Genomic DNA, 14,187 nt, shown 5'->3' on the forward strand with positions numbered 1-14,187 from the left:
GCTCCAGTGGTCACCACTTATAACAACACCCTGAACACAGGCACAAGTCTGAGTGCCTCCAACTTCTTCACCGTGTACGACGCTGACGGGGATGCGATGCAGCGCTACTACTTCTACGATGCCAACAGCACCAGCACGAGCGGTTACTTCACCGTCAATGGGGTCAAACAGAATAGCTCCTTCTACGTGGATGCCAGCCAACTGGGTAATGTCCGCTTCGTCGGTGGTAGTCAAGCAGGGACGGATACGGTCTACGTCCAATCCTCTGATGGCAAAACCTGGAGTAATTACCCCTCCGTGACCCTGACAACCCAGCAAGTCAACCGTGCTCCAGTGGTCACCACTTATAACAACACCCTGAACACAGGCACAAGTCTGAGTGCCTCCAACTTCTTCACCGTGTACGACGCTGACGGGGATGCGATGCAGCGGTACTACTTCTACGATGCCAACAGCAACAGCACGAGCGGTTACTTCACCGTCAATGGGGTTAAACAGAATAGCTCCTTCTACGTGGATGCCAGCCAACTGGGTAATGTCCGCTTCGTCGGTGGTAGCCAAGGTGGGACGGATACGGTCTACGTCCAATCCTATGATGGCAAGGCATGGAGTAATTACCCCTCAGTTACGCTGACAACCCAGCAAGTCAACCGTACTCCGGTGGTCACCACTTATAACCGCACCCTGAACACAGGCACAAGTCTGAGTGCCTCCAACTTCTTCACCGTGTACGACGCTGACGGGGATGCGATGCAGCGGTACTACTTCTACGATGCCAACAGCAACAGCACGAGCGGTTACTTCACCGTCAATGGGGTTAAACAGAATAGCTCCTTCTACGTGGATGCCAGCCAACTGGGTAATGTCCGCTTCGTCGGTGGTAGCCAAGGTGGGACGGATACGGTCTACGTCCAATCCTATGATGGCAAGGCATGGAGTAATTACCCCTCAGTTACGCTGACAACCCAGCAAGTCAACCGTACTCCGGTGGTCACCACTTATAATCAAACAGTCAAACGTGCTCAGAGCATCACACCAAGCTTTACCGTAACGGATGCTGATGGTGATACCATTACACAGTATGCAATTTACGATGGCAACACTAATAGTAACAGTGGTTACTTCACGCTGAATGGAGTTAAGCAATCTGCGGGTCAGACTCTTTATCTCAATGCTAATCAGTTGAATGGTCTGAAGTTTGTCGGTGGCTCGACAGCTACCAGCGATAATCTCCAAATCGCTGCCTATGATGGCAAGACCTGGAGTAATTGGTCACAGTACCAGGTGACTACTGAGGCAGGGTCAGCCCCAATAGTGAGCATCCAAAACGCTACTGTGAACGCAAACACTGCCATGTCGCTCAACTTCACGACCAGTGACAAGGATAGTGATAAAGTCACTCGCTATGAGTTCTTCGACAGTAATGCCCAAGCAACCAGTGGTTATTTTACGGTTAATGGTGTCCGGCAGACCGCAGGTCAGAGCTTCTTTGTAGATGCCGATAAGCTCCACACTGTCAAGTTTGTTGGTGGTGGTGCTACTAATACTGATCCCATCTCAGTGCGGGCCACTGATGGGATCGATGGTTGGGGAGCATGGAGCTACGCAAACTTCACGACTCAAGCACCTGTTACTAATGACTGGTTTGATCTGAATATCAAGGACACAACAATTCGCGCTCTTGCACGCAAACATTTTCAAGATGGAATATTTTCTCGCCAGGAGATGATTGAAATCTTTGACTCTGCTAAAGATGGTGGGGTGGTTGATGCGAATGAGTTGGCAGACCTGAAGCTACTCTCCAGTGATGTAACTTACATCAAGATGGCAGATCATGTCCGAGTCTTGAGCCAGAAGATCGCCCACGGCAACAAGGCTAATGAAAAGTATCTTGGTCAATCCTCGGGTAATCTTTATGCGGGAAGCAGTCAGGCTCATCTTCAGAAGCTGATTGATGAACACTTCTTCGGCAAAGATTTGCCTCTTGCAAAGGGTGAATATGCCTATGGAGAAGCGAATCAAGCCACCTATCAATATGTCCAGGGTCAACTATTCCAAAACGGTATCCAATATACCGATGTTCGTCAAGGAGCTTTGGGTGATTGTTACTATCTTGCTGCATTAGCTGGTATTGCTCTAGCGGATCCCAACAAAATCAAGGAAATGTTCATCGACAATTATGATGGAACTTACACAGTTCGCTTCTTCAACAATGGTCGAACAGACTATGTAACAGTCAATCGTTTACTGCCAACGAATCCTGGTGGGACATTATCTTTTGCTAAAGTAGGCAATTCGTGGAATACTTACACTAACTCCAGCAATGAGCTTTGGGTCGCACTAGCCGAGAAAGCCTATGCTCAAATCAATGAGGCGGGTTGGATTGGTCAGGATGGTACAAACAGTTATAAAGGTATTGAAGGCGGTTGGATGCATCATCCAGTAACTCAAGTGTCAAATTGGTCAGGAGGTATTTACTACCTTCAAAGCGCTAGTCAGATTCTTCAGGACTTTAACAATGGAAAAGTAGTGACTTTTGGATCTTATGGCCAAGACTCTACAAAAGGTTCTCCTGTTGCTTCTAGCCATGCTTACACAATGGTGGGTTACAATCAATCTACTGGAAAGTTCAAACTATTTAATCCTTGGGGATCTGAAGGCGGATACGAGTATGGCGACTCTGCTTTTAAACCGGGCATATTAGAAATGACTTGGAACGAGATTAAAACATACTTTAGCCGTTGGACAGTCAATGGCTAGGGTAACTAGAACTACTTCTGACTTCTAGTGAGGTTGCAAGAGACAAGAAAATGTTTTTCCTGTCTCTTGCGGAGATCAATCCAAGCCGCTCCCCTATTTGTTTCTACCAAAAAATAATGTATTTCATGAATAACTTTGACTTTTTGCGTATTGGCGATGATGTTCTATCCATCCAAGAGGTGATGACTTACCTCAAGGATTCGGGGAACTTTGGTCAGTTGATGTCCACTGTATTACGAGAGTACCTCGTAGATCGAGAACTTCAATCCCGTGACTTTCAAGTGTCAGACTCTGAAATCGAGCAATTTATTCTTGATTTTCGCCTACAGAATAATGCTGTAGAGCGTCCGGCATTTGAGCAATGGCTTTCTGAGCATCAGTTAAGTTATGAGAGTTTCCGGGAGAAGGCAATCAAGGGGATTAAGTTTCAAAAACTGCGCGAACAGGTTGCTGGGGTTGAAGTAGACCAGTTTTTTGAAGCGAACCACAGTCTTTTTGACCGTCTTGCTCTTTCCCGGATAGTCGTTCAGGAGGCTGGTCTTGCCCAGAAAGTGAGTGAAACGCTACAGCAGGATCCTGGAGAATTTAATTACTTGGTGGCAGAGTATTCTATATCTGAAGACCGACATTTAGATGGCCGGATGGGTGTGTTTCCCCGTGAGGAAATGCCGCCACAATTGCAAGCAGGTTTTAACGACAAATCTCCCGGAAGTATTATTGGCCCTATTGTTGTCGAAGATCTTCACTGCTTTTTCCGGCTTGATCAGTTAATCGAAGCTAATCTAAATGATAGCCTCCGACGAACAATTGAAGATCGGCTTTTTGAGGAGTGGCTCAGAAGTAAAATGCAAGGGATAAATCTTCAGATTTTGGTTTAGGGCAATGTGCTAAAAATTTTAGTACAAGCTAATCAAGTTTAGTGTTATTAATAGGATAGTTTAGGCCGTCAGAATATTTTTGATTACCCGAAAAATTAAAATTTTCCGCCTAGATGTCCCCACCTTCCCAAAAACCACGCCAGTTTTGGTGCGTTACGCGGTCAACCTAATTCCTTCCAATGTGACGGAATTGAGTCCCCATCTAGCGCACCCTCCGATCGCCAAACTTTTCTTTTTCCTTAAACATACAGGAGCATCAAAATGTTGAAATCTACTGAACTCGTAAAATCCCTAGGAATCATCGGTGCAACCGCAGGAATTGCCCTCACTTCAACCCTTCCGGCTCATGCTGCTTCCTTCACCCTGAGCAACATTACAGGTACTTGGGATAACGTCGAAGGAACTTCTGTATTCAATGGCACTGATACTAATCAAGTGCGTTGGGGAAGTCCCGCCACCCTTGCGGGTCAAAGTGGTTTGAACTTTAACAGTTCTTCTTCGTTAGTTTCTGTTTCTAGTGGGAGCAACTTTGTCCTTGGACAATTGACTCATTTGAACTTCCCGTTGTGGGCAGGAACGGCAGCATCAGGAGCTGATTTAGACCTCTCAATGGCAATCGATGGAGTCCTTCATTCATTTAACTACAGTTTTTTGATTAATGAGACTTCAAATACTGCTGGAACCTGTCCGTTTTTTCAAGTTAGCAACACTCCCTGTGATGATAAGATTGACTTTACCAGTCCGTTTAGCAGCACGACTTTCCAGAAAAATGGCTTTAACTATAGCTTAGAACTGTTAGGGTTTAGCCGCACTCTTGATGGACTCTCTCCCGTTTCCTCATTTATTACGGAGGAGCATAAAGCTTCTTCTGCCTTCCTCGTAGCGCGGGTTGTAAAAGATGGCAATAATGATGTTTCGGTTCCTGAACCGGCATCAGCGTTGGCTGTTGTTTTAATCGGACTGGCAACCACTCGGATGCGACGGAGTAAAAACTATAAATTGGTAAGATAATTATCTCAGCAATTTGTAACAATTACTAAGGCATCTTTTTTAAAGCCTTTGTATCTCAGCAGATATTTTGGCTTTTAACCCGGTTTCTAAGCTCCCAGGGGCGATCGCGCAGCGTCCCGGAGGGAATCGCTTTTTTGGAGGCGATCGCTGTTTAGATGGGCGATCGCTTTTTTTGGGGATGCGATATCCAAGCTATAATGTCCTCAGAGTAATCATCGAAAATTCATCTGAGCCATGAAAGTTATTTCTTTATCAGCATATTTTGATGGTCAGTCTATTCAGCTAGACGAACCCTATCAGCTAGAACCCAACACCAAACTGATTGTGACAGTAATTCCCGAACAACCCTCCGAACGAGAAACGTGGTTATCCTGGTCAAGTCATCAACTGAACAGAGCTTACAATGCGGAAGATGAATACCCACTGGATAGCATCAAAGTAACGAACCCTGATTATGAAAGAAGCTGATGTTGCTCTGACTCCCATTCCCCAAGCAGATGGGACACTAAAAAATCGTCCAGTGGTTCTGCTCAGGGAATTTCCCCCTTATCAAGACTTCTTAGTTTGTGGCATTAGTACCCAACTTCACCAAGAAGTGGTGGATTTTGATGATGTCATTTCTCCAGACGATTCAGACTTTATTGCTAGTGGGTTGAGAGTAAAATCTCTAATTTGATTGGGTTTTCTTGCTGTAGTTCCTCGTAATAGAGTGATTGGTTCTATCGGGTCAGTCTCATCAGCAAGACATGAGCGTTTGCGCACTACCTTGAGTAATTATCTGGTCAGTAATTGATCGGCATCTAGAACATTGATCGTCGATCGCTTTTTACCCAAGCAAAGAAACCGGGTTTCTAAGTCATCTGAGAGGGCGATCGCTCTTTACCAGGACCCAAAAACTTGCCGATCGCCCCCTGTGTTTGTAAAGTTTTGCAACAAAATTGTTCAGGCTGCATAATTCAGGGGGATTACTCCTAATAAAGAAATAGAACCGTAACCCACTGGATGAACCCCTAGACCCTCTCACCCCTGATGCGATCGCTATGAACCCTCAACCCCTTAACTCTCAAAACCACTATGATCACTGGATTTGTCCGAATCTCGGCACTTACTGGCAACTGGCTAAAGTCCGAGATTCGGATAGGGTGGTGCTAAAGTCGCGCCAAGGGGAGGGTCAATTTACGTTTTCCCCGATGGAAGGATTTGTTTTACAGCATTTCACCGGGAAGTTGCCGATCGCCCAAATTCAGCGGCGTTGTCACCAGCAATTTGGCGACTCCCTTTCTCCCTCTTTTGTTTGGGAACTCCTCCAAAAATTGATTGAATTGGGGATTTTAGCGGCTGAGGATGAGACGGCTATGGATTGGATTTGTCCAGATTTAACTCCTTACTGGACTCTATCTCCTCTCCCTGATTCTGACCAAATTCTGCTCAAAGCTATTGAAGGCAATCTCCGGGTAATTTTTTCGGCGGTTGAAGGATATGCTTTAAACTATTTTACGGGTAAATATAGCGCTTTTGAGATTCAAACTCGCTGTGAACAGCAGTTTCCTGGGGAAATTTCTGCTGATTTTATCCCGGATTTGCTACAAAAGTTGATTGATTTACAGATTTTAGCACGGGATGATTCAGGGCAAGAGCAATCTGATGCCGAAAAACCTGCGGGCGATCGCCCTCCAAATTCTCCAGGTCTGAAAGCGTCTGTTCAGTGGATTAACCATCCCGATGGCTATTGGATTCTTCGCAATCCGGAGGATTTTACTTTTTTACAATTGAGTGATTCAGATAAAGTAATTATCGACCAACTGGGACGGCGATCGCCGTCCTCAATTATTGCAGAATTCTGTATTACTCCCCAAGAGTTGAAAAATCTCCTGCGACTGTTGACGACATCCGCAATGTTAGAAGGAACGACGTTGCCAACTCCTCCTCGGGGTAAATTTAACCCGATGCAGTTGCTTTATTTTCGGATTCCTTTATTCAATCCCGACCCTTGGCTGACTCGGCATATTGAGGGAATTCGCTGGATTTGGACGAAGCCATTTGCGGTGATTTTATTCCTGTGTTTATTTGCTGCTGCTGTCTTGGGAATTCGTCAGCGGGAAATTATTTTTTATACGGGACAGAAACTCATGGAAGCCAATGGTCCCGCTTTAATTATTCCTTTTGCTCTGCTGTCAATGCTGGTGGTTGCTTTTCATGAATTGGGTCATGCGTTTACGTTAAAAAACTTTGGGGGTGTGGTTCCAAATATGGGATTGCTGCTGATGATGTTTATGCCTGCGGCTTATACGAATACGACGGATTCTTACTGTTTACCTCGATTTAAACGGGTGTTGGTTGTAGGGGCGGGTTTGTTGGTTCAATTTGCCATTTGGGCCGGTGCTTTGTGGTTTTGGAATTGGACTAATCCCGGTAGTTGGCTACATACGGCGAGTTATTTACTGATGGTGGCGGCTTTAGTCACGGTGGCGATTAATTTTAATCCAATGGCTAAGTTTGATGGCTATTATCTGGCAGTGGCATTGACGGGAATTAATAATCTCAGAACGCGATCGTTTGCTTTATATGGTAATTTCCTGCGCGGGAAACCGTTACGAGAAAAAGCAGGGGATATTTTAATTTTAACCATTTATGCGCCTTTAAGTTTGGCATACATTTATTTTGTTTTCGGATTCTTGTTTGCAAAAATTGCCGATTGGAGTTTAACAAATATTCCAACAACGGCTATTTTACTTTTAATAGTGTGGTTGATTTACTTTTTATATCCAAATAATAGGCATTGATTTGTTAACTTTGTAGTCAGGGCATTTACTGTTATGAGTTCTAATCCGAATCAGCCCCAAAAGTCTCCGCTGAAAGTGGTGCCGCCGAAATCGGTGGTTCAACCACCTATCCCACCTACGATGCCCGCTTCGCCGACTCCTGAAGTGGTTTCCCCGGCAAAAGCACCGGCTGCCTCTCCCTTTTACAAGAAGGGGTTAATGCTGCTATTTTTATTGGGGTGTGGGGTGGCGATCGCCCGAATTCCCATCGCGAATCATGTCACAGGGGCAGGAAAAATTACCTCCCGCAGCTATGAACGTCACCATGTTACGACTTCAGTAGCCGGTACGGTTAATCTGAAAGTTAAGAGTAATGGATTGGTGACAGAAGGGGATATTGTTGCGGAGGTTTATAGTGCCGAAATAGAACAGCAAATTGCTCAGGCACAACAGAGTTTGCAGCAAGCCAATTCAGCACTTGATGATGCCAAAAGTCGGCTAAAAATGGGCGAGATGCAACTATTGAAGGCTAAACAGGATGTGGCGATCGCCCGCAGTCGTGCTGAAAAAGAACAAGGGGAGTTTGAAGCAATTATCGCCGGAAACAACTCACCGCAAATTCGGCAGCTAGAAAAAGAAATTAACAGTATTGAAAGTGAAATAGCTGGGGCTAAAAATAATCAGCTTGGCATTGAAGAGCAAATTACTGGAATTCAGTATGAAATTGCGGGTTTAGAAGGAGATACGACAAATTATCAGAAAAATTTACAAATTTTACAAGCGGAAATCGAACAATATCAAGCAGTTCTTCTGGAAGGGGCATTAGCCCAGAATGAGTTTAATAAATCTCAGAAGGAAGAAAATATCCTGAAAGCTCAGATTAATCAACAAATGAGCCAAATAGATGTGAAGCGCCAGCAAATCCGCCAATATGAAAGCGAAATCCGTCAACGAGAAAATTTGATTGAGCAAAAACAGGGATTAATTGCTGCTAAATATGAACAGATTGCAGAACTTAAAAATAAAGCAGAAGAGTTGCGCGATGAGCGAGCCAATGAGCTGGAGCAACAGTTAGCATTACAGCGTTCTGTGGAAACCGAAGTGGAAGGGGCAGTAATACAGATCCAGAATGAATCGGAAAGGGTGGCTAAGGCAGAAGCGGAACTCGCCCGATTGCGCGATCGCCAACAGGATCTGATTTTAAAGTCTAAAATCACCGGAACAGTCGTGACGGCTGATTTAGACTTAGTAGATCAAGCCCCGGTACAAATGGGTCAAGAACTGATGGAAATTGTTAATTTATCCGAGCTTACTGCAACGGTAGAAGTCTCCCAGGAAGATGGAAATTTGGTCAAACGCAATCAACCCGTAATTTTTAAGGTTCGTGACCCTTATAGTCCGAGTTACCGGGCCACGGTTCAAGAGATTTTACCGAAGATTGCTTCGGATCAATCCGGGACTAATCCGATGTTGACTTTGACTATTTTAATTGAAAATCACGACCAGAGTTTACGCCCTGGAAGTGAAGGATTTGCCCATATTGCAACGGGACAGATGCGAATTTATCAAAAAGCTCAACATGAATTAAATAAGTTGTTTAATTTGGATAAATATTTTGTGGGATTTGATAAATAAATAGGCGAAACTTTATGAGGGACTATAACAGTCCTGGCGTGCTTTTGTGTCGGGGTTCGACCTTTTTTACGCTTGAAAACCCAATTTACGGTGAAATAGGGGTCTATAGAAGAGAGGTTAGGGGCAATCCGATCGCGGGTGGTTGCCCCTAGGGTCTGAGGTTGACCTGAAAGGGTGGGTCCTAAATCATCGCCGATCGCGGGTTGAGGTTTGCTCCGGCTCCAGAGTGAGGAAAGGGGCCTGAGCAACTTCTGAGAGGTTGACGGATTCTAGGAGCGCATTCCATTTTTGCCGTAACAGGGAGTCGTTGGGGTTTTCCTGGAGAAGCTGCGCCAGGGTACCGATCGCATCAAACCACAGCAGTTCCCGCTCGTAGACAGCAATGCGATCGCGGGATGGTAGGGGTTCGAGTTCCTGAGTCAACGTCGGTGAGGGTTCGATCCGTTCTATCCAACCTCCGATGGCTAAAATCGAGGGGTCTGATGCTTTCGGATTGCAAATCAGTGAGAAGTACCAACTATAAAATTGATTGACTTGCAACGGGGGGAGATTCTCATCATCGGGTAGAGTGAGAGCAATGGTTCCCCCTCCTTTAGGTAAAGGCGCTCTATGGTGATAAATTTCTTGGGCGTTTTCGGGGTCCGATTCATCCACCAGGATAAATTCCATCTCAATTTGCCCCGGATTGGCGTCATCAATTTTAGGGACGTAAAACAAAAAGGTAGGGGTATTCGAGAGGGTCAATCCCAGATTATTCTCAGGGACTAGAGCAATCATGCCGGATGCACTCTTCGGACAGGTCCCCCGAGTTCCGCCGCCAATCCGTCGTCCAGGTGCACCTTCGGGGGTCTCAAATACGTTCCAATTTGTGGGCAACTCGTTTTGGGCGATCGCGCCAGAGACAGAAGCAGAGTTCGCGGGGTTGGTAAAAGCGGCACTCCCACCGAATGCCACCGCGAATGCCATCGATAGAGCAATTAAGGAGAAAGAAGACTTTCTTAAAATCATAATAGAGGGGCCTTGTGGTGAATTTAGATAGTAAGAGCACGCGGGATAAATCAAGATGGACCCGTCCTGCCGAGAGTGAAACGCTCTCTCTGAACACATTGAATCCCACTAAAATTGCTAAATTAGCAACCGTGCACCCCAAACCATAGCGATCTCGGGGTTCTTTACCCCCACTCGTGCGGTTTGCCAAGGATTTGCACCCTTCAAGAGACATCACCCTGCTCTTAGATGGGATGGCGATCGCGGATTCACACCGATCACCAGTTTAAACCCTTTGATAAGTGTTTAAATCCATCATAACCGCTCTCCACCCAAGGACAAACTTTCCGTCTCTTGCGGGAGACAAGTTAACGAAGACTTGAGAAAGCCACTGCCATGACTCTACCCCCAGTTATCCGTTGATCTCCTATCCCTTTTAGCACCCTTAGATTAGTTTTCTATGAGCTTTGATTCACCTGTCCTCTCCCATCAAATTAACCCCTGGTTACGCACGATTAGACCTTATGGCGTCTATGAGCTGCACTCTATGGCCTTTGTTGACGATGCACTGATTGCCATTGATTCCGCCCGGGGCTATCTCCTAGAAATTGACTGTACCAACGACAACACAAAAATTCTTAATCCCTATCATGCTTCTGAATTTGTCGATACCACTGGTCTTTGCTTCTGGGAAGATACCCTCTGGCTCACCCGGGAAAACAGTGTTTATTTTTGTGAAAATGCTCGCTCGGGTTTGGAAACCCAAGAACTCAATCCCCAACATTTCGTAACCTTGCCATATCCCGCCAATGGGGTAGCGGTTTGGGGTTCTACGGTTTATGTCAGTTCTCAAAAAACTGGCTATATTTTGATTTTTAATCGCAAAACTGGGGAGGAAATTACCCGATTTTACGCCCCGGGAATTGGGGTAGAAAGTTTGACAGTCCAGGCGGAATATCTCTGGGTTTCCGATTCGGAGGAACAAACGGTTTACTGTCTCGATCGCGCCACGGGTACTCTAGTTTTTAGTGTGCTTACTCCCTTTGAACGTCCCTCCGGTTTGGCCTTCCATCGCCATCCAGAAACTGGGGAAGAAATTCTCTACGTTGCCTATGCTTCGGAAGAAATCTATATTCGGGATGACCCGAATTCCGCCGATCCGCACCAATTGGCCTTTCGCGATCGCACGTTTATTCATCCGTTGCATTTTCATTACCATGAAGATGAATATTTTGCCTTATCCAACGGCTATCTCATGGAAATTTCCTACGTTGAGGAACTCTCTCCCCTGGATGAATTGGATCTGGCTCATTTGGAATGGCGGATTGCCTTTCCCGCTGAAACTCCCCGGCAAAAATTGAAGAAAATTGAGGCGATCGGACTGCCCTTTGAGGAAGAAGTTCTGGATGGACAACGGATTGCCGTCTTTAAGTTCGACAGTCTCAAACCCCACGAGGCGCGGGTCTTTGGTTGGAAAGCGCTTTTAGAGGTCCGCAGTATCAAGTACCGTCTTTCCCCTCGGGATGTGGAAAATCTGCCGGAACTGCCGCCGGAATTTGCCGATCGCTATTTAGTCGATAATGACAATCTGGCAATGGATACGGACATCGTTCAGAAAGCAGCCGTTGAGGCGATCGGGACTGAAACCAATCTCCTCCGAAAGGTCCTAAGTATTCGCGATTATGTTTATGAAAAGCTGGACTACGGCATCAAACCCCACATTGATACCCCAGATATCGTGCTCGAACGCGGTATCGGTTCCTGTGGCGAATATGTGGGTTTAATGCTGGCGCTATTGCGTTTAAATGGGATTGCCTGCCGCACCGTGGGACGTTACAAATGCCCACCCCACCCCGATCGCCAAGGGGTTCCCATGCAACCGGACTACAATCATGTCTGGTTGGAGTTCTACATTCCCGGATTAGGTTGGATCCCCATGGAATCCAATCCCGATGATAATCAAGATAGCGGCCCTAACCCGATGCGGTTTTTTATGGGATTAGCTTGGTATCATGTGGAATTGGGCAAAGGGATCCGGTTTGAAAGTCTCAAACTCAAGGGAGTACCCTTACATAAAAGCGAGATCCGTCTGGGGGATTTGGCAATCAATCACGTCCGATTCACGATTTTAGGTGAACTGCCACCACCTAGCTAAAATAGCCCACCCTCAGCGGTCCTCTGTTCAGGTGACTTCCTCCGAGTGGATGACTGCCGTCCCTTAAACTCTGACTCTGTGAACACTGATTTTTGATTGGGGAGGACTTGTGGAGACGACTATCTATACTGTTCTAGCAACTGGAACCCTAGGATTGATGGTCCTGGTAACGGGAGGAATTATCTATCTCACTGCAGCGGAATGGCGCGATCGCCGCCGTCAGGAAAAGGAAAAACGCTCTCGTTAAGTTCTCAGGAACTAGGGCCTCGGTCCAGCATTTAGATATAAGGGGACTGTTACCGGGTTTTTGGCCCTTGGATCTCATCGGCTACCGATGTTCTAGGGATTCCTCCAGGAGTCATACCAAATCCGGTTGTCAAAAGTCGGTTTTTCTTCAGCCCGCGCTTCTCGGGCTAATTCCGTGTAGACCCACCCTTGAGTCGCGCTTCTTTTTATAGACCTGGAGCCACCGAATTCGGTATCACCCTCTGATTCCGGACTTTAGAAGGAAGCGGGGAATTAAACCCCCCGCCTCCAACTGGAAGTCTCAATACGGTTGAATCTATACTACTTTATCCCTAAAGACTTGGCCGAAAAACTCGCTTTTTATTTAGACGATACCCAAACCCGGGCTGGAAAATGGATTAACCTTATTTTGACCAGTCTGGTTTTATTATCTTCGGCAATATTTGTTATTGAAACCTATGAAATACCGATTCAGGTTGTCTTAATTTTAGATAAACTGAATACTTTGATTTTGCTGGTATTTTTCCTGGAATATGTTTTACGCTTCTGGGCTGCACCCCATAAAATAACTTACTTTTTTAGCCTTTATTCGCTTATAGATTTAATCGTAATTCTCCCCTTATTTATCGGAAATTTCGGCATTAGCTACTTGCGCCTCTTGCGATGGTTTAGAATTTTGCGATTGCTGCGCTTTGTAGAAAGTCAAGTGTTTTTTGACAGTACCGAGGGTGAAGATCAATTAATTATTCGCCGGATTATCTTTACTCTGTTTACCATTGTTTTTGTTTATTCCGGGTTAATTTATCAAGTCGAACATCCCATAAATCCCCAGGCATTTCGCACCTTTATCGATGCGGTCTATTTTTGCGTAGTTACCATGACAACCGTGGGATTTGGGGATGTGACGCCGTTATCTCAGGGCGGGCGATTACTGACAATTTTGATGATTATTTCAGGGATTGCGCTGATTCCAGGACAACTGGGGGCGTTAATTAAAGAATTGGTGAAAAATGCTAACCGGGTGGAAACCCCTTGTGAAGGATGTGGGTTGTCTCGTCACGATCGCGATGCTCAGTTTTGCAAAGTTTGTGGCACTGCGTTAAATTCTTCCCCCTTGAATCCGGCGCGATCGCCAGATGCGGAAAGTTAAAACGGTGGGTGGATAGGTTACTCAGTTGCGGTGAAGAAATGGGGCAATTTTTAGGCACAGCAGGGAGGATTGATGGAACCCCTTTCCGGGCAATTTGCTACGCGAACGACAGCGGCGATCGCAGATAGACTTTATCGCTTCTGATGCCTCACTGATGAGAACATAGTTTGTCTTAATTGTCAAGTTTTTACAAAAGTTAAAATTTAGATGAAAATATGCTACAAATTGTTAAGGATTTTGGCTAAAATGCCAAAAAAATCACGTCGCCAGAAACTACCGCTGAACCAAAATAGACTAACAACTCATCAGGAAGGCTAGAAGGGAGTATCTCGATCTGGAGATCCGAGGGCCATGCTCTCGACTTGCATCTATATCTCAATTTTGAAGGGGTTCGGCGAATGGTCGGGGTTTGCATCACTCTTTCCAGGCGGCACTATCATTCGGATGCGTGGGATCCGAGGACCGCAGTCCAAATCGGTCTTCAGTGCGATCGCGATGCGGAACTTTTGAACCTGGAAGAAGACCAGTCAAAAGCCGGAACTCGGCGATCGCATGAGGGAACTCCACTCCACAACTCCGGAAACCCTATCTGCATTCCATACC

The 14,187-nt window shown here is 45.8% G+C and carries 13 protein-coding genes; 11 read left to right on the plus strand and 2 right to left on the minus strand.

What is annotated here, in order from left to right:
* From NG792_RS00170 to NG792_RS00205, 8 genes are all read left to right on the plus strand, one after another.
* A partial coding sequence (locus NG792_RS00170) for a C2 family cysteine protease (protein WP_261234032.1) occupies positions 1-2,760 on the plus strand: 2,760 nt, incomplete at its 5' end.
* Between the two features lie 50 nt (positions 2,761-2,810).
* Positions 2,811-3,638 carry a peptidylprolyl isomerase gene (locus NG792_RS00175; RefSeq protein WP_261234033.1) on the plus strand — a complete coding sequence of 276 codons (828 nt, stop codon included), beginning with the start codon at positions 2,811-2,813 and terminating at the stop codon, positions 3,636-3,638.
* Between the two features lie 261 nt (positions 3,639-3,899).
* Positions 3,900-4,649: a THxN family PEP-CTERM protein gene (locus NG792_RS00180; protein ID WP_261234034.1), complete on the plus strand. Its 750-nt coding sequence runs from the start codon at positions 3,900-3,902 to the stop codon at positions 4,647-4,649.
* 67 nt (positions 4,650-4,716) lie between these two features.
* Positions 4,717-4,887 carry a hypothetical protein gene (locus NG792_RS00185; RefSeq protein WP_261200652.1) on the plus strand — a complete coding sequence of 57 codons (171 nt, stop codon included), beginning with the start codon at positions 4,717-4,719 and terminating at the stop codon, positions 4,885-4,887.
* Positions 4,884-5,117: a hypothetical protein gene (locus NG792_RS00190; protein ID WP_261234036.1), complete on the plus strand. Its 234-nt coding sequence runs from the start codon at positions 4,884-4,886 to the stop codon at positions 5,115-5,117. Before NG792_RS00185 ends, NG792_RS00190 begins: the two co-directional genes overlap by 4 nt.
* Positions 5,104-5,325, plus strand: a complete 222-nt coding sequence (locus NG792_RS00195) for a hypothetical protein (RefSeq protein WP_261234037.1) — start codon at positions 5,104-5,106, stop codon at positions 5,323-5,325. Before NG792_RS00190 ends, NG792_RS00195 begins: the two co-directional genes overlap by 14 nt.
* A 364-nt stretch (positions 5,326-5,689) precedes the next feature.
* Complete coding sequence (locus NG792_RS00200) at positions 5,690-7,432, plus strand: zinc metalloprotease (RefSeq protein ID WP_261234039.1); 1,743 nt, start codon at positions 5,690-5,692, stop codon at positions 7,430-7,432.
* Between the two features lie 33 nt (positions 7,433-7,465).
* Positions 7,466-9,046, plus strand: a complete 1,581-nt coding sequence (locus tag NG792_RS00205) for an HlyD family efflux transporter periplasmic adaptor subunit (protein WP_261200656.1) — start codon at positions 7,466-7,468, stop codon at positions 9,044-9,046.
* A 186-nt stretch (positions 9,047-9,232) separates the two neighbouring features.
* Here the strand turns inward: NG792_RS00205 and NG792_RS00210 are convergent, their stop codons facing one another.
* Positions 9,233-10,054, minus strand: coding sequence for a DUF928 domain-containing protein (locus tag NG792_RS00210; protein WP_261234041.1), 822 nt, complete (start codon positions 10,052-10,054; stop codon positions 9,233-9,235).
* A gap of 439 nt (positions 10,055-10,493) precedes the next feature.
* Between NG792_RS00210 and NG792_RS00215 the strand changes: the two genes are divergently transcribed.
* From NG792_RS00215 to NG792_RS00225, 3 genes are all read left to right on the plus strand, one after another.
* Positions 10,494-12,188: a transglutaminase domain-containing protein gene (locus tag NG792_RS00215; RefSeq protein WP_261200658.1), complete on the plus strand. Its 1,695-nt coding sequence runs from the start codon at positions 10,494-10,496 to the stop codon at positions 12,186-12,188.
* Positions 12,189-12,297: 109 nt separating this feature from the next.
* Positions 12,298-12,435, plus strand: coding sequence for a hypothetical protein (locus tag NG792_RS00220; protein WP_261200659.1), 138 nt, complete (start codon positions 12,298-12,300; stop codon positions 12,433-12,435).
* Positions 12,436-12,744: 309 nt separating this feature from the next.
* Positions 12,745-13,584 (plus strand): ion transporter, encoded by an 840-nt coding sequence (locus NG792_RS00225; RefSeq protein WP_263012699.1) that lies wholly within the window; start codon positions 12,745-12,747, stop codon positions 13,582-13,584.
* A gap of 414 nt (positions 13,585-13,998) precedes the next feature.
* On the opposite strand, the gene NG792_RS00230 is transcribed toward NG792_RS00225, so the two are convergent.
* Positions 13,999-14,151, minus strand: a complete 153-nt coding sequence (locus tag NG792_RS00230) for a hypothetical protein (protein ID WP_261200661.1) — start codon at positions 14,149-14,151, stop codon at positions 13,999-14,001.
* Positions 14,152-14,187: the final 36 nt, after the last annotated feature.

The organism is Laspinema olomoucense D3b (assembly GCF_025370785.1).
Taxonomy (GTDB): domain Bacteria; phylum Cyanobacteriota; class Cyanobacteriia; order Cyanobacteriales; family Laspinemataceae; genus Laspinema; species Laspinema olomoucense.